Origin of the sequence: Paenibacillus polymyxa (assembly GCF_015710975.1) — a bacterium.
Taxonomy (GTDB): domain Bacteria; phylum Bacillota; class Bacilli; order Paenibacillales; family Paenibacillaceae; genus Paenibacillus; species Paenibacillus polymyxa.
In genome coordinates this window covers 3,192,584-3,209,812 of the sequence record NZ_CP049783.1, presented here as the reverse complement: position 1 = coordinate 3,209,812, position 17,229 = coordinate 3,192,584, and the positions used below count along the sequence as shown (strand labels likewise).

Annotated in this window: 12 protein-coding genes and 1 pseudogene; 5 read left to right on the top strand and 8 right to left on the bottom strand. The window is 43.1% G+C overall.

Annotated elements, in window-relative coordinates:
- Window positions 1-2: 2 nt before the first annotated feature.
- The 4 genes from G7035_RS14415 to G7035_RS14400 all read right to left on the bottom strand — a co-directional run bounded on the left by G7035_RS14415 (window position 3) and on the right by G7035_RS14400 (window position 4,483).
- Window positions 3-1,349: a GH1 family beta-glucosidase gene (locus G7035_RS14415; RefSeq protein WP_029515190.1), complete on the bottom strand. Its 1,347-nt coding sequence runs from the start codon at window positions 1,347-1,349 to the stop codon at window positions 3-5.
- A 23-nt stretch (window positions 1,350-1,372) separates the two neighbouring features.
- Complete coding sequence (locus G7035_RS14410; protein ID WP_017427404.1) at window positions 1,373-2,191, bottom strand: carbohydrate ABC transporter permease; 819 nt, start codon at window positions 2,189-2,191, stop codon at window positions 1,373-1,375.
- On the bottom strand, window positions 2,191-3,084 hold the full coding sequence (locus G7035_RS14405; RefSeq protein WP_019688421.1) for a carbohydrate ABC transporter permease: 894 nt from the start codon (window positions 3,082-3,084) through the stop codon (window positions 2,191-2,193). Before G7035_RS14405 ends, G7035_RS14410 begins: the two co-directional genes overlap by 1 nt.
- A gap of 70 nt (window positions 3,085-3,154) precedes the next feature.
- Window positions 3,155-4,483 carry an ABC transporter substrate-binding protein gene (locus tag G7035_RS14400; protein ID WP_019688422.1) on the bottom strand — a complete coding sequence of 443 codons (1,329 nt, stop codon included), beginning with the start codon at window positions 4,481-4,483 and terminating at the stop codon, window positions 3,155-3,157.
- Window positions 4,484-4,778: 295 nt separating this feature from the next.
- On the opposite strand from G7035_RS14400, the gene G7035_RS14395 reads away from it, so the two are divergent.
- Entirely contained in the window at window positions 4,779-5,819 is a 1,041-nt protein-coding gene (locus G7035_RS14395; protein WP_019688423.1) for a LacI family DNA-binding transcriptional regulator, read from the top strand.
- An 84-nt stretch (window positions 5,820-5,903) separates the two neighbouring features.
- On the opposite strand, the gene glpK is transcribed toward G7035_RS14395, so the two are convergent.
- Together glpK and G7035_RS14385 are read right to left on the bottom strand one after the other, a co-directional pair.
- The gene (gene glpK, locus G7035_RS14390) at window positions 5,904-7,397 is read right to left on the bottom strand and encodes a glycerol kinase GlpK (protein WP_016818622.1); all 1,494 of its coding nucleotides are present in this window, start codon (window positions 7,395-7,397) and stop codon (window positions 5,904-5,906) included.
- A 31-nt stretch (window positions 7,398-7,428) separates the two neighbouring features.
- Window positions 7,429-8,252: pseudogene (locus G7035_RS14385) on the bottom strand (MIP/aquaporin family protein).
- Between the two features lie 318 nt (window positions 8,253-8,570).
- On the opposite strand from G7035_RS14385, the gene G7035_RS14380 reads away from it, so the two are divergent.
- From G7035_RS14380 to G7035_RS14365, 4 genes are all read left to right on the top strand, one after another.
- Entirely contained in the window at window positions 8,571-10,052 is a 1,482-nt protein-coding gene (locus G7035_RS14380; protein WP_019688425.1) for a PTS transporter subunit EIIC, read from the top strand.
- A gap of 197 nt (window positions 10,053-10,249) precedes the next feature.
- Window positions 10,250-11,539, top strand: coding sequence for an ABC transporter substrate-binding protein (locus tag G7035_RS14375; RefSeq protein ID WP_029515191.1), 1,290 nt, complete (start codon window positions 10,250-10,252; stop codon window positions 11,537-11,539).
- Window positions 11,540-11,572: 33 nt separating this feature from the next.
- On the top strand, window positions 11,573-12,448 hold the full coding sequence (locus tag G7035_RS14370; RefSeq protein WP_016818618.1) for a carbohydrate ABC transporter permease: 876 nt from the start codon (window positions 11,573-11,575) through the stop codon (window positions 12,446-12,448).
- 21 nt (window positions 12,449-12,469) lie between these two features.
- The gene (locus G7035_RS14365) at window positions 12,470-13,297 is read left to right on the top strand and encodes a carbohydrate ABC transporter permease (protein WP_016818617.1); all 828 of its coding nucleotides are present in this window, start codon (window positions 12,470-12,472) and stop codon (window positions 13,295-13,297) included.
- A 545-nt stretch (window positions 13,298-13,842) separates the two neighbouring features.
- On the opposite strand, the gene G7035_RS14360 is transcribed toward G7035_RS14365, so the two are convergent.
- Window positions 13,843-15,261: a radical SAM protein gene (locus tag G7035_RS14360; protein ID WP_230877783.1), complete on the bottom strand. Its 1,419-nt coding sequence runs from the start codon at window positions 15,259-15,261 to the stop codon at window positions 13,843-13,845.
- A gap of 79 nt (window positions 15,262-15,340) precedes the next feature.
- On the bottom strand, window positions 15,341-17,014 hold the full coding sequence (locus G7035_RS14355) for an ATP-binding cassette domain-containing protein (protein ID WP_016818615.1): 1,674 nt from the start codon (window positions 17,012-17,014) through the stop codon (window positions 15,341-15,343).
- Window positions 17,015-17,229 lie beyond the last annotated feature (215 nt).

Here is a 17,229-nt window from a genome sequence, read left to right as displayed (position 1 = left end):
ATTTAAAACCCGTTCTTCGCCATCATTTGCTTGAACCATAGCGCACTTTGTTTGGGAGTCCGTTCCTGCGTCTCGTAATTGATATGCACAATGCCAAAACGCTTGCTGTAGCCCCAGGCCCATTCAAAGTTATCAAGGAAAGACCAGACAAAATACCCCTTGAGCTGACCTCCCTCTTCAATGAAGCGATGACAGGCCTTTAAATGCTCTTCAATATAGCGCTGACGCCCGGTATCCTCAATCTGTCCATTTACCAGTTCATCCCTCATCGCTGCTCCATTTTCCGTAATCAGAATGGGCAAGCCCTTGCTAAAATCCTTCTCAATCCGTGTCAGCAGCTTATAAAAAGATTCAGGGTGAATCTCCCATCCCATGTCCGTTACTGGCTCCTCCATGTGAACCTGCTCTACTTGCAGCAACGAAGCGTCGTTCGTTGATCGAATGATGCTACGGGTATAATAGTTAATGCCCAAAAAATCCCCCGGTTGCTGAATCAGCTCCATATCACCAGGCTGTACAAAATCCAATCCATTCAGATACGTTCCGTACCATTCCACCATATCTTCAGGATACTTTCCGTTAAACAATGGCTCCGCAAACCAACGATTAATAAAGCCATCTCTTCTAATGGCAGCAGCCACGTCCTCGGGTCGCTCGGAAGCCGCATCCACATGTTCCATGTTCAACGTAATGCCAATCTTACCCGTTAACCCTTTCTCCTTGTGCAAATTGCTGGCAATCCCATGACACATCAGAATATGATGGGCGGCAGTAAAGGCTTCCCTCCAGTTCTCATGGCCAGGGGCATGCTCTCCTGTACCATAGCCCAAAATAGAGGCGCAATAAGGCTCATTGATCGTATTCCACCAGTTTATCCGCTCGCCGAATCGATCCATGATTACAGAGGCATACGTTTTAAAATGTTGGATAGTCTCTCGCTGTGTCCATCCACCCTCGTCCTCAATCCACTGCGGTAGATCCCAATGATACAGCGTCAGCATCGGGATCAGTCCAGCCAACTCAATCTCATCCAGCAGATGCTCGTAGAAGAGCAACCCCTCTTCGTTAATAATGCCAGCCGCGGGCATAATACGTGGCCAAGCTACAGAAAAACGATAATGTAAAAAACCAAGCTGTTTCATTAATTGCACGTCTTCTTTAAAGTGGTGAAAATGATCACATGCTACATCTCCACAGTCCCCTCCGATTACCTTCCCGGGGATTTGACAAAAAGTATCCCAAATGGAGGGCGTTCTGCCGCCCTCATCTGTACCCCCTTCAATTTGATAAGAAGAGGTTGAAGTTCCCCACATAAACGTGGCAGGAAATATAAAGGTATTCTCGCTCATACTCGGTACCGTCCTTTCAGGAATCAAGACTTCACAGCTCCAGCCATTGCACCGCCGACAATAAAGCGCTGGAGGAAAATATACAAAATAACCAGCGGTAGTGTAACAATCAAGATACCGCAAGCAAGCAGCGGCCAGTTGTTCATGTATTGTCCATAGAAAGAGAACAGTCCCTTGGTCACTGGCTGATAGGCGGGATCAGACAAATAAATGGTAGGACCTATAATGTCGTTCCATGCACCAATGGCTGTCAAAATGATGCCTGTCGCCAACACGGGCTTCATCAGTGGTACAAGAATCGTGAACAAATAACGTGAATAACCGCATCCGTCCATTGCAGCCGCTTCATCCAGCTCTCGGGAGACAGACTTGATATACCCCACAAACATCAGGAAAGCGATGCCGGTACCTGTCGTTTTCAGCAAAATAAAACCAAGCTGTGTATTGTACAGTCCCAGACTATTAATAAGGGCAAATTGCGGAATTAGCGGATTGGGGAGATACATGGAAATCAGGAAAAACACATAAAAGAAGGTGCTGAACTTAACATATCCCCGTGCTAGCGGAAAGGCGGCAAACACGGATATAATCAGGGTTAATAACGTAGAAACTCCTGTATACAAAATACTGTTCCACATATATTGAGAGAAATTCCCTTTATCCCAAGCATCCATGAAATTCTCCAAACGCAGACCCTTGGCTAACGCTACAGGATCCATCAAATACTCGCTTTGCGTCTTCATCGATACATTAAAAAGGTAGAAAAGCGGGAGTACATATAACGAAAGCATGAGCAGTACGATGGTGTAGCTCACTATTTTGGTTCCTTTGCTACTGCTCATTACATTTCCACCTCTCTTCTGCGCAAGTAATAAAGTGCAATCATTGATACCGTAAACACGAATACAAACTGGATCATCGCAACTGCGGAAGCAAGACCATAATCTGATGTCCCGGAGCCAAAGGCTGTGGCATATACATCAAATGCAAGTGTCGTCGTGTTGAATTTACCCCCTGTCAGCACATAAATAATGTCAAAGGTTTGCAAGGCGCCGATAATGGACAGCAGCATATTGACGGTAAAGGACGGTGCAATCATTGGAAAGGTAATATTTTTGAACGCTTTCCATCCAGAAGCGCCGTCCATATATCCCGCTTCATATAAGTCACTAGGAATGGATTGGAGTCCAGCTAAGAAAATAGTCATCGAGTAACCCATGTACATCCAAATTTGCACAAAAATGATCAATTCAAATGCAATATCATAATCCCCAAAGAAGTTGGAGCTGGTTCCAAAAAAGTTCAGCAATGCTTGCGCAGGACCGCCAAGCGGATTGGCAAGCAACTGCCAGATCAGACCGGATACCGTTACCCCGAGCACAACGGGCAGAAAAAATACAGAACGATATAACACATCACCTTTGAGCTTTTTATTAATAAGGATAGCCATGAATAGCCCAACTGCGTTTTGGATCACAACCACCGCTACGGCAAAATATAAGGAACGGCCAATGGAAGCAATGCGATCTCCAGAATCGGAGGAGGTAAAAAAGGTCGTGTAATTCTCGAATCCGATAAAATTCCACGTCTGTCCCGGAACCCCGGTAGCATCTGTAAAGGAAAAAAGCACGGTTACCATAGAGGGTCCAAAACCAAGAAGCAAATAGAGCAGCACCGGAATACTCAGCAGAAGATAGGGCATTATCCGGGCAGCACCCTTTCCAAAGGGATACATGGGTCTCACACCTTTTCACATTATTATGGGAGCTTTACAGTTACCATTGTGTTCATGTAAAATCTATGGATTATTTAGGGGCTGCCGCATCCCAGTCTGCTTGAGATTTCTGCGCAAGCTCCAAAGGCGTTTTTAACGGACCGGCAGGCGCCAAAAATTCCGCATGTACACTGGCTTCCTTAATGTACTGTCCAACATTCTTACGATTGATAAACAGCTGATCCCAAGAGAGCTTGAAGTTTTCCAGTGAAGGCTGGATTTCATTAACGAAATCGCTGCTTATCTTCACATCAGACTGTGTTGGCAAAAATCCAGCAGCATTCACAAAATCCGTGTAGTTCTGTTTCTCAGAGAGCATTTCAAGCCATTTGATCGCATACTCCTTGTTTGGTGACTTTTCTAGTACCATCCAGGTCATATCATACTTGCCTGCCAGGTTTTTATTTTTGGCGGGGTCGTTACTGCCCGGGATCGGGAAATAACCAAATTTCAGCTCTGGATTGGCTGTCTGAATCGTAGTTGCATCCCACGTACCATCCGCAATCATCGCTACACGCCCGGAAGCAAATAAGCTTGGCAAGGTTCCATAGTCAATTCCCATAAATCCACCAATGGCGTTGTTCATCAAAATTTGTGTTTTTTCCAGCACCTCAAGCTGGACAGGATCAGTCAGTTTGGTCTTGCCTGTCCACAGCCCTTTGATATATTCCAGCTGATCATCATGGATAGAGGCTTGAAGTCCTTGGACTGCAAGATTAATAGGCCATACATCCTTACCGCCGAAACCAATCGGTTCCACGCCGTTATCCTTGAGCACCTTCATAACATTCACCAGTTCGTCCCATGTCGTGGGCACAGCAAGATTATATTTTTCAAAAATCTCTTTGTTGTAAAACAGACCTGTCAGTGCTACCTTCCCCATGTTTACACCGTATACCTTGTCGTTATAGGTCATGGCATTTTTGACATCTGTAGGATTATAGTTTTTGATAAAAGCTTGATCTGACAGATCTGCAATGAGTCCTCCCTCGATCCACTGCTTCCACATCGGATCAGCAGCTCCCTTAGACCATTCCTGCGGTGCGCCTACGAAGCTGAATTTCAGAGGAATAATGTCTGCATCACCGGTTGAACCCGCATTCATACGCGTTTGCATCAGTTGATCATAAGTGGAATCAGCAGGAACCGTCGTATACTCCACCTGAACATCAGGATACTTCTCTTCAAACTTTTTATTAAATCCCTTTATATAGTTATTAATATTCTCCTGCTGCCAATGAATAATTTTTAACGTGACCTTTTTATTCCCGTTCTGCCCAGCTTCGTTACCTTTACCGCAAGCGGCTAATACCACGATTAAAGCGGTTACAACAAGTAAAGAAAAACACTTTTTCAGCATTGCAAAATTCCCCCTGTAATCTTAGAATAAAATGCACTCACTCTTACGAAAGCGGTTTAGTTAATTACAGCTACTATTATGTATCGAATAGCCTGTATTTGTAAATAGCAATTTGTAAATTATCAAAAAATCATTAACTATCGTTAAATCAAACTTCATTATCCATAATATATTAGGATTTATCCTTTAATAGCACGGTTGACTCTCTTCTATGAGGTAGCATAGAATACGAGTAATCATTAATTTTAGAATGCAAGGTCAAATGAACTAAATCAGTTTAGTTACGGAGGATTCCATGAATATAAAAACAATAGCTAGCATGGCAGGCGTTTCAGTAGCAACGGTTTCGAAGATCATAAACAATTACACAGATATCAGTGAGGAAACCCGGCAGCGAGTACTCAAAATTATGGAGGAAACAGGCTATAGACCTTCCTCCTCGGCTAAAACGCTTGCTACCAAAAAATCTAATCTGGTAGGCGTTATATTCGCTGGCAAGCTGAATGTCGATTTTAGTCATCCTTTTTTTGTAGACATCATTAATGTTTTCAAAAAGCAGATTGGCTTGCTCGGTTACGACCTGCTGTTTTTTTCAAATGAGAAATTTCTGGATAATGGAGAGGACTATTTGGCTCGCTCAAAATATTTCTCAGTGGACGGGTGCATTATTATTGCCGGAGACGAAGTGGAGAAGAGTGTTTTTGATCTCGATGCCAGCCCTATCCCCTGCATCGGTGTTGATATCGAATTAACCGGAGCCAGTTCCTGCTACATCATGTCCGACAATCAGAAGATTTCAATGAAAGTTGTTGAGCACTTTTACATGAATGGATACCGCGAAATGGGTTTTATAGGCATAGAACGCCCCTCCTTGGTTATTAAAGAGAGAGAAGAAGCTTTTATCTCATCACTAAAGCGGTTTAGCCTTGATGTCAGACCGGAATGGATCGTGTATGGCAAGGACTATGCAGCAGAGGATGGATACCAGATCGCAAAGGCGTGGATAGAGCAAGAAAATTTACCAAGAGCTATTTTTGCGGCTACCGACCTGCTTGCCTTTGGTGCCATTCGTGCTTTCAAGGAGAGCGGCTTGAAGGTACCCGAGGATATTGCCGTAGTAGGATGTGATGATATTGAAGCCTGTCGTTATACCGATCCTCCACTGACGACTGTAAAACAAGACAAGCAAAAAATAGGTCGTCTGGCTGCTATGGTGCTGTTTGACCTGATGAATAAACAAATGGATACGAAATGTATTAAAGTGGAGCCCGAACTCGTCATTCGCACCTCCTGCGGAGCCCGGCAACATTGGAACCCTACGAGGGTGGAGGGATAGCACATACCTAAAAAAGGTGACTCCTGTCGAATTCAGAAGTCACCTTTTTGCAGTTATATAACAAGAGCCCTTTCGTTTAAGCCATTATTTGTAGGCCATCGTCGCATTCACAGCCTTTTTCCAGCCTTCATACAGGCTGTCACGTGTTGCTTCATCCATCGTAGGGGTAAAAGAAGTTTCCACTCTCACTCGCTTACGAAGTTCATCTGTACTCTTCCAGTATCCTATCGCCAACCCTGCCAGACATGCGGCACCCAGCGCCGTTGTCTCATGGATAACTGGCCGTTCCACCGTCGCATCCAGAATATCGCTCTGGAATTGCATCAGGAAATTGTTCAACACGGCTCCTCCATCCACTCGCAGCATCTTCACCGTAATACCTGAATCAATCTCCATGGCTGTAAGCACATCCTTGGTCTGATAAGCGAGCGACTCCAGGGTGGCACGGATAAAATGCTCCTTCGTGGTCCCACGTGTCAGACCAAACATCGCTCCACGTACCTCGCTATCCCAGTAGGGGCTGCCCAGCCCGACAAAAGCGGGTACAAGATATACTCCTTCTGTGGAGGAAACACGGGCCGCGTAAGGCTCACTGTCCTTTGCTTCACGGAACATGCGCAGCCCATCTCGCAGCCACTGGATCGCAGAGCCCGCAACAAACACACTCCCTTCAAGTGCGTATTGCACTTTGCCTTCCTCCAGCCCCCAAGCGATGGTCGTGATCAGACCGTGCTTGGATTCAACCGGCTGATCTCCCGTATTCATCAACATGAAGCAACCTGTACCGTAAGTGTTTTTGATCATTCCTTTTTCGTAACAAGCCTGACCGAACAAGGCTGCCTGCTGGTCACCCGCTGCACCGGCGATCGGTACATTCTGACCAAAAAAATGATAATCCACGGTGTGCGCATATACCTCGGAAGAAGGTCTTACCTCAGGCAACATGATTTTCGGAACTCCCAGAATATCCAGTAGCTCTTCATCCCACTTTAGCTCATAAATATTGTACATCAGCGTTCTGGCCGCATTGGAGTAGTCTGTTACATGGGCCTTTCCGCCGGATAGTTTCCAGATTAGCCACGAGTCAATCGTACCAAATAATAAGTCACCTCGTTCCGCTCTTTCCCGCGCTCCTTCTACATGGTCCAGTATCCACTTTACTTTAGTGCCTGAAAAATACGGATCGATCAATAGCCCTGTTTTGCTGTGAAACAACTCCTCATGCCCTTGCCGCTTCAGTTCTTCGCAAATATCCGAGGTTTGGCGTGATTGCCATACGAGTACGTTATACACGGGTAATCCCGTATTTTTGTCCCACACGGCCACCGATTCTCGCTGATTGGTAATGCCGATGGCAGCAATTTGTTTTGCTTTTACACCGGATTCGGAAAGACAGGAGGCAATAACGCCCAGAATAGAACTCCAGATTTCATTCGCATTCTGCTCTACCCAGCCGGGGTGAGGAAAATATTGCGGAAATTCCCGCTGGGCCGAGTACACCACATCTCCTTCGCTATTGAACAAAATCGCTCTTGAACTTGTCGTTCCCTGGTCTAGTGACAAAATATATTTTCCCATGTTCATCTCTCCCTGTGTAAATCCATCGTTTTTACGCTGTAAGCTTGTGATCCATTTTATGATTTTTATAAATACGACTAATACGGAAGGTAATCAAGAGTACAACCACGATAACCCCTAATAAAATCCAGAACGCCGGAGTCATACTCCCCTTAAAAACGGCCTGATAAAACGGCCCTGCGAAAGATCCCCCAATAGCGGTCCTACAATGGGCACCCATGCATATTTCCAGTTGGATGCTCCCTTACCGGGTATCGGTAGTAAATAATGCATCAGACGCGGCCCAAAATCCCTCGCTGGATTGATGGCATAGCCCGTTGTGCCTCCAAGGGATAAACCGATACTGACAACCAAAAAACCAACAATTAGCGGTTTAAGGCCGTCTGTAAACGAATTGGCACCAAACGACAGTAAAGCAAGAACAAAGATAAAAGTACCTATCATTTCACTAAGCACGTTACCAAACGGATGATCAATAGCTGGTCCTGTCGCAAATACACTGAGTTTGGCTGCTGTGTCCTCCGTCTCTTTCCAGTGGGGCCAATAATGCAAAATGACGATCACTGCACCCGCCATGGCTCCAAGAACCTGAGCCACAATATAACCGGGAACATCCTGCCATGGAAAACTACCCTGAAATGCCAACGCGAGTGTAACTGCGGGATTCAAATGCGCTCCGCTGATTTGGCCCACCGCATACACCCCAATAGCTACCGCGAGCCCCCACCCCAATCCGACCACAATCCAGCCGGAAGCGTGGGCAAAAGACTTTTTCAGGGACACCCCTGCGCACACTCCGCCACCTAGGGCAATAAGAATCATTGTCCCTATGAATTCGGCTGCGTATGGCGACATACAACCAACCTCCTCAATAGATCATCCGATTTTGATCGTTTTCATCGCGCAAAAAAAAGAAAAGCCATCACAAACCAACCCTGTGCTGTAACATGGGATGTCTGCGTGGCTCTCTTGTCTCCGTCACGATTATTAACTTAAATTTGATATTATATAAGCATGTAAGCGATGTCAACTGCGGATTTACGTCTTCTGATATCCTAAAATAATCGTTGACCATGTTAGATTGCCCGATTTATGATGTAAAAAAATGGCTGAATGTAAGGATTTCAGGATGAATACGACACTCCCAAACTTGATGATGAAGGGAAGAATGTTATGCTGAAATTTCTGCAAAAAATCGGCAAGTCATTAATGCTTCCAGTAGCTACATTACCCGCCGCAGGGATTTTGCAAGGGCTGGCTCTCATTAATTATGAAACGGATATTCCGCTTGGCCCTGGAGTTGGTGGATTTCTGAATCATTATGTCACTCCTTTTCTGAATGAAGGGGCGGGTGCTATCTTTGGCAATCTGGCGCTCATTTTCTCCATCGGTGTTGCTATTGGTCTGGCAGGCGACGCGGTAGCCGCACTTTCGGCAGTCATTGCCTATTTGGTGCTGACCCGTATTTTGGCGGCCGTACCGGGTATATTTGCGTATATTCCAGACGACGTCAAGCTGGACATGGGCGTATTGGGCGGTATTTTTATCGGCGGATGGTCTGCTTATCTGTTCAAAAAATATCATAATATTCAACTTCCAGATTGGCTCGGCTTTTTTTCGGGCAAACGTTTTGTCCCCATGATTACAGCCTTCACGACCATGATTTTAGCCATTCTGCTCGGCATGATCTGGAGTCCGATACAAGATGGCATTGCAGCCTTCGGCAACTGGATTGTTGGCTTTGGTGGAATCGGGTCAATGGTGTTCATGCTTGCCAATCGACTGCTGATCCCGCTCGGTTTGCATCATGTGCTGAACTCGATCGCATGGTTTCAAATTGGGGACTATACCAACGCTGCAGGTGAAGTTGTTCATGGTGACCTGACACGTTTTTTCGCAGGCGATACATCGGCGGGTATGTTCATGTCCGGCTTCTTCCCCATTATGATGTTCGCTCTGCCAGCGGCGGCTCTTGCATTCATCCATACGGCCAAGCCGGAAAAACGTAAAGCTGTCGCTTCCATCTTTATCGGCTCTGCACTAGCGTCGTTCCTGACCGGTATTACTGAGCCCCTCGAATTTTCTTTTATGTTCATTGCACCTCTGCTTTACGGCGTTCATGCTCTGCTAACAGGTCTGAGTGGCCTAGTCGTATACCTACTGGATGTCAAACTCGGCTTTTCCTTTTCAGCAGGACTCATTGACTATCTGGTCAATATGAAGCTCTCCACTCATCCATTGCGAATGATCCCGATCGGGCTTGTCTTCGCCTTCATTTATTATTTTCTGTTCCGCTTCATCATCCTCAAATTCAACCTAAAGACTCCCGGGCGCGAAGACGATGTAGATGACACCCTTCTATTTGAGGCTAACAAATCCATACCCGTTGGAAAAACAAGCGCCTCATCCGGCACCCAGTCCAGTCAGGCAGGCCAGGTCCTAACCTATCTCGGCGGTTCAGACAATATCCAAAGCATTGATGCCTGCATCACGCGGTTGCGTCTTGTCGTCAAGGACGACAAAGCGGTTAACGATCAAGCTCTTAAGCAGCTCGGAGCGTCAGGAATTATCAGGCTTGGGAACGGTACCCTACAGGTTATTTTCGGTACTCGATCCGAAGCTCTGAAAGATGAGATACAACGATTGATGTCATGAAGCTAATCCCCTGCCTTAAGCACGTGCGATCTTCCTATAACAGACGCACGTGCTTTTTTTTATGGATAAACGTTTCAAATTTTTTGTTTTTGGTTAAGGCAATGCACATAAATGGGTAACAGCTTCATATGATGGAGCTAAACCATTTACAACTTGTTCAGCAGGCAGATTATTCAGACAGCAAGGAGGGAAATGATGTGAAGACAGTACAATGGCAATGGCTGGTATTATGTCTTGCTTTTCTCACTATGATTAGTGGTTGTAGTGGGTCCCTATCCTCTAAAGGTCAATCATCTGAAGCTAATTTGTCAAACAGCAAAAAGATAACGCTTACATTGTGGTACTGGAACCGTTCTATTGACGATGAATTGCTCGTCCAGGCAGAAAAACAGTTTCCCAACATTGAATTAAAAACTCAAAAAATAGGCGGTGACTTTAAAGCCAAGCTGAAGACAACGCTCGCAGCTCGTTCCGGTGAACCGGACATCGTAGCTCTGAACGACTGGATGGTGGAACTATTCCCGAGTGCGGATCGTTTTTATGATCTAAAGGAACTCGGAGCAGACCGACTGAAGGATCAATATTTGGAATGGAAATGGAATCAGGGCATCACTCCTGATGGTAAAATGATTGCATTTCCCATGGATACTGGGCCTACCGCCCTCTTCTATCGAAGCGACCTGTTTGAACAGGCAGGCTTGCCAAGTGATCCTGAACAGGTCAGTGCCTCGATCCGCACATGGGATGATTATATGGCAGCCGGAGAACAACTTCGGCAGAAATTCGGAAGCCATTCATTTTTGGCCGATAATATTGTAAACGTTTACAATCAGGTGCTCGCTCAACATACGAACCTGTACTTCAAGCCGGACGGAAGTTATATCGGCAATCAATCTCCTGACATCCGCCTGGGCTGGATAACCGCTGTGGATTTCCACAGGAAGCATCTGCTCGCCAATGCGGATGGCTGGACCCCCGAATGGAATGCTTCGGTCAATAACGGCAAAATCGCCTCGTTCGTAGGGGCAATCTGGATGAAGCAAGTTCTCACAGAAGCCGCACCGGATACAGCGGGCAAATGGAGAGTCGCCCGGGCTCCTGGAGGAGACGGCAATCTGGGAGGGTCCTTCATCTCTATCCTCAAATCTAGCCAACACCCCAAAGAAGCCTTTGAAGTCCTGACCTGGCTGCAAAACCCGGAACACCAATTGGAAGCCTACCAAAAAATCGGCCTGTTCCCATCCACTCCCGGCGTCTATGACGATCCCGTCATGAAGACCCCCGAACCTTTCTTTGGTGGTCAGGCCACTGGCCTCATTTTTGCTGCCTCCGCACGTCATGTGAAAAATAGCTATTTCGGCGAGCGCTATCCTGTCATCCACGGCATTGTGACCCGTCGTCTTGCCAATGTGGCCAAACAAAATGCCGATCCCGACTCATTATGGACGGAAACAATGCAACGAATTGAACGGGAATTACAGCGTTAAAAAACAAAACTTCAAAAAAGGCGTGTGGACAATATGCTGAGAGAAATCTGGAAGCACCGGGCCGTTTATGCTGCGATCTCGCCATTTTATTTGCTGTTTGGCATCTTTGGCTTGTTTCCGATTGGCTTTTCATTGTACCTGGCGTTTCACAAATGGGACGGGATCGGAGACATGACCTACAACGGCTGGGGCAACTTTCGTTACCTTGTGACAGACAACGAATTTTGGCAGGCTGTAGGTAATACGTTTGTGATCTGGGTGTACGCCACGATTCCAATGCTATTTCTAGCACTCATTGTTGCCTTTCTGCTTTATGCCCCTTTTGTGAAAATGCGCACCTTATGGCGAGTTGGATTCTTCCTGCCCAATGTGACATCTATTGTTGCTGTTGCCATCATCTTTGGCGCCTTATTTGCCAACAATTTTGGATTTCTCAACTACCTTTTGCAGCTCTTGGGGCTACCTATGATCCAATGGCTGAATGTGCCATGGGGTATCCAAATCGCCATTTCTTCCATGGTCGTCTGGAGATGGATGGGTTACAACGCCATTATCTATCTGGCTGGGCTCCAGAGTATCCCACATGTGCTGTATGAGGCCGCCAAAATAGACGGGGCAACCGGAGCGCAAGCTTTTTTCCGCATCACCATTCCGATGCTGCGCCCAGTCATTCTGTTTACGGTCATTACGTCCACCATCGGTGGGATGCAGCTGTTCACCGAGCCACAGGTCCTGGTCGGTAATGACGGCGGTGCCGGGGCAAGTGGCATGACCATCGTTTTATACCTGTACCGCGAGTCGTTCATTAACAACTATTTTGGATATGGCGCTGCTGTCGGATGGGGCATGTTTCTCATCATTGCTCTATTCTCCATCATCAATTGGAAACTCGTTCAAGGTAAAAAATAACGATGGAAGGAGCTTTACCACATGATGCAGACACGTGCAAAATCCATTGTTTTATATGCTGGGCTGTTGGTAGGTATCATCCTGTCGATGTTTCCATTTTACTGGCTAATCGTCATGGCAACCCGTACAACCTCAGACATCTATCGTTTTCCGCCACAATTGTGGTTGGGCAGCCACTTCCTGGATAACATCACGAGAGTATTGCAGCAGATTGATTTTGCCGGCGCCTTTTTGAATACCCTTTTTGTAGCCAGTTCGATTACCCTATTGGTGCTGTTTTTTGATTCACTGGCCGGTTTTGCATTCGCAAAGTTTGATTTTCCGGGCAAAAAGGTGCTATTCGTCATTCTGCTAGCTACAATGATGGTCCCTTCACAACTTTCGCTCGTCCCCTCCTTTGTCATGATGGCTTCCTTTGGATGGGTAGGTACGTTCAAAGCGCTCATCATCCCGGGTATGGTAAATGCCTTCGGGATTTTCTGGATTCGTCAGTATGCAGAAGAATCTATTCCCAAGGAGCTCCTGGATGCGGGGCGTATGGACGGGTGCAGCTTTTTTCGGCTGTACTGGAATGTAGCACTGCCGATTTTACGCCCTGCGTTCGCTTTTCTCGGCGCATTTACCTTTATAGGAGCTTGGAATGATTACTTATGGCCATTAATCGTTTTAACGGATGAGCGCAAATTCACCCTCCAGATTGCATTGTCGCAGTTGAACGGGATTTACAATACGGATTATGCGATGGTCATTGCTGGCACCCTGCTGGCTGTACTTCCTCTTATTATTTTGTTTCTTTTCATCAGCCGCCAATTTATTTCCGATCTTGCCGCTGGAGCGATCAAAGATTAGCTTCGCTTGATTCCCCTTTTACTTGCTCTAAAGCGTCTTCGAAACTGGACTTAAGCTCTGGAGAGGAATTGCACAACTATGAGCTCCGTGCGATTTTATTAATTGGAACGACTGCTCTAAACGGAACACTCAAATAGACTACTTCGAGGCTGAGTTTACACACGATTGAACATGTACTGTCTACCTGTTATCCATATTTCCTTGTAAATTAGCCTCCATAGTTATCTAACGATTAATAAAAATCGCTTCCACTCATTTAACAGAGTAGAAGCGATTTTTCAAAAATTAAATAAACGTTTCTCTAATAGGTCAACTTAAAGCCATATCATAGTTTGCACTACTATTCATTTGCCTATCAGAGCGACATTTACATGCACAATTCGAGCCATGTCCGAAGTCATGAAGTATATTATTAGCACCGGAAGAACAAATACAAGATAAAGGAACAATTCCAAGGGTATTTGCCATTAAAGGCTTCCTTCCAAATGGATTTACAATTCTCAATTTATAATCCTCCTTCGACTCGTTTTGATAATAGATTGGAATTACACCAATGTAATATGGTTTAATTCCTCTAATAAATGTGGTTTGTGTTCCAAGATAGTATGATAGCTTATTAATGCATGTTCCAGCATATCTAAAGAACGCCTACAAGCTATTTTCTTTTTTTCGATATTAAACTTATCACTATCGTAACATTCGACGTAACAAACCGAACAAAGGCGTATAGCCCAACATTTGGAGCACTGGGACAAACTCTCCTTACCATAGTCGTCTATATAACGATCGATTAATACAGATTCGTCTATACCACTATAAACGTTTCCAACTGAAGGTGATTTTCCAATGCGCTCGCATAAATGAAAGTCTCCATTTACCGTTACATAAATTCTTCTTGAGGCAGGTGAACAGCAGCCGTTTAAGCAATAGTCCGGGTAAGGAGTTTCAGTTAAAATCCTATCATGTATTATTGAGAATTGTTTGTGTAAAAAATCGATTGTAAAGGGAGTATTTTTTGATATAGAAGTATTATTTAACATTAGATCAATTGTCCAGTTCCCTACAGGGTTATCATAACAATGCATAGAGCTTTTTTCAGTAATCGTTTTTTCTATGTCAGACGAGTGTCTCACATAAGAAATATTTTTAGTAATATCCTTAGGTACCCACGAAAGAGAATTGAAGAAATTTTGAATTTTTTTCATAACTACATCATTAGCTGGTCTAGGTGTTACCATGCTTAGCGATATAAGAGAATTACTCTTTTCTCCATAAGCATTAATTAGATGTTTAAGACCATTAATTGCCTTGTCATACGTGCCCTCACCATTTTTAAATACCCTCCTACAATCATGTATTTCCTTTGGACCGTCAATACTACAAACTACTCCAAAGTTAGGAACTGTAGATAGATATTCTGCGATTTCAGCAGTCATTAAGGTTAAGTTTGTTGTCATTGAAAATGTTAAATCTTTATCAGCACCATTTTTTAAAGTATAGTCTACACAATGCTTTAATAATTTAAATTCTATTAATGGCTCCCCGCCATAAAAAGTTACCGCCACTTTTTTACCTGAGTTTTTCAGAGTATAATCGATTGCTAACTCTGCTACTTGCCAGGACATGTGCCTGCGTCCAAATTCCCTGAAGTCTATGTTCCCTGAATGATATATACAATAGTGGCATGCCATATTACATTGTTCGGTCAACTCCAGAGTAACCTGTTCTAGATGACTTCTTGCATTTTCTAAAACCTCATCTTTTGATAGTGCAAAGGATAAAAGAGGAGGTGCTTGGAATAAATGCTGTTCCTGCGCAACATGTATTAAGTCAATTAGAATAGTCAATGTATCATCATTAACTTTGGTAGTTTTTATTACCTCTTCGATATCTCCGTACACTTGTAAGTTATTTAGAAATACATACTCTATTTCAGTGCATTCCATAACTTTGCCTGTGCCCACATCATACAAATAGGATTTATTCTTTGTCTGAAACAACTTAAACAATCGTGAGTAATTCCCATACTGTTTTTTGATGTTTCTAAAGAACTCCATAACTGTGGAATCCAATATCATCACGTTCCTCTTGGGTTTCAATATTCAAAATATGGTCACATGCTGCTAATAGTCTCTGGTCATGTGATACTACAATTGTTATCCTTCTTGACTTTTGCTTGGTCAATATTTCTATAAGTCCACTTACACTCTTTGAATCTAAGGCTGATGTGGGCTCATCAAGAATCGTTAAGAAAGAATCTTTACTTAATGCACGAATCAAAGCTAATTTTTGCTTTTCACCACCAGAAAAGTTGCTTCCATTTTCATTTATTAGTATATTTTCAAGGTTAGCTTTTGTTATTATCTCTTCAAGCCCAAAAGCTGTTATAAGCTCATCTTGATTACTGGCAATCTCTTTTGAAAAAGTAATTCCAAATTTCAAATATTCCTTTATTGGTAGATTTAAAAACTCCGGATTCTGTTCTACATAAGAAATTCTATAACGCCTCATATCAAGCATATCTATATCTTTGATGGAGCAATTATTAAAAGCTATTTCTCCTGTGTAAAGATCACTATAAAGACCTATCAGAGTATTAAGTAATGTTGTTTTGCCTGAACCATTGTGACCACAAATCCCGTAAATTCCCCCCTTAAAAAAATCATAAGAAAAGTCTCTAAATACGCTTTCCTCGGAATATTTAACACCTAATTGTTTAATACTTATTTTCTCTAAATCTTCAAGTGTTGTACTACCATAAATATCATTTTCAGAGTTCATAACGTCATTTAGCCGTTCTATCGATACTTTCGTCTCTTGGTATGAACTTGCTAAGCTTAATAAATATGAAGTTGACGAGATGATCATTGAAAGGTACGTGTTAATTATGGTGAACTGCCCTATACTCATTTGGCCAATTACAACTTTATGACCTCCAATTCCGATTACAAATATATAGCAGATGATCAATATAAATTGATTTAGATTGGAGAAAATATAATTAGTTTTTACTTGTGAAGTCGCAACTCTAAATAATGAATTAAATGCTTTATTTAGCCGCTCATTCATTTCATTAAAGAGTACATTCTTCTTTATAAAAACCAATTTGTTAATTTGTTCGACTTTTTTAGAGTAGTATTCATTTGCTTCTTTTTTGTATTTCAGATTTGCTTTATACAATTTTTTTCTAAAAACCACATATGTAAATATATAAAAAGGAATAAGCGAGAAAATTATAACGCATAGTAGTACATCAGCTTTTAAAACAATAATACCACTGATAATTATTGTGATTACTTGCAATACTAAGTTGGAAATATTATTTGAAAAAAAGTCAACTACTGTGGATGAATCATTATTAATTTGGTCAACTAAGTATGCATTATCCTTATCTTTGAAGACCGACAGTTTAGTTTTGAATATTTTTTGATAGATATCATTGCAGATTTCGTATAATAATAAATTATTCAATTTCGTAGAGAAAAGGGCAGTTAAATATTGTATGAGAATGTTTACTATATTTATAATCCCCAGTAACAGTACAAAATATAAAATGATACTTATATTACTTTTTGATACTAAATAATCAATATATATGCCTGTGATGTAAGGAACAATAATTCCTATAATCCACAATACTGAAGTAACAACAATGTAAAAAAATACATACTTGCGCGTTTTTGAAAGGTATTTTTTCAAGTATTCTAGGACTATCATATTCATCACCTATGTTTCATATTAGGTAAATCTTAGCGAGATGCTAAAAACAGCATCTCGCTAAGTAATGTTACTTCTCTTATGCTACATCTTGTAGGAACAAGAAAGAGTACAGCCACTTGAACCGTGGAAAGGACAATGTGCACTTACTTGTACAGCACTTTTTACCAATACGTCCATGGTTTTTCCCTCCTTAAAATTTAATTTATATAAAT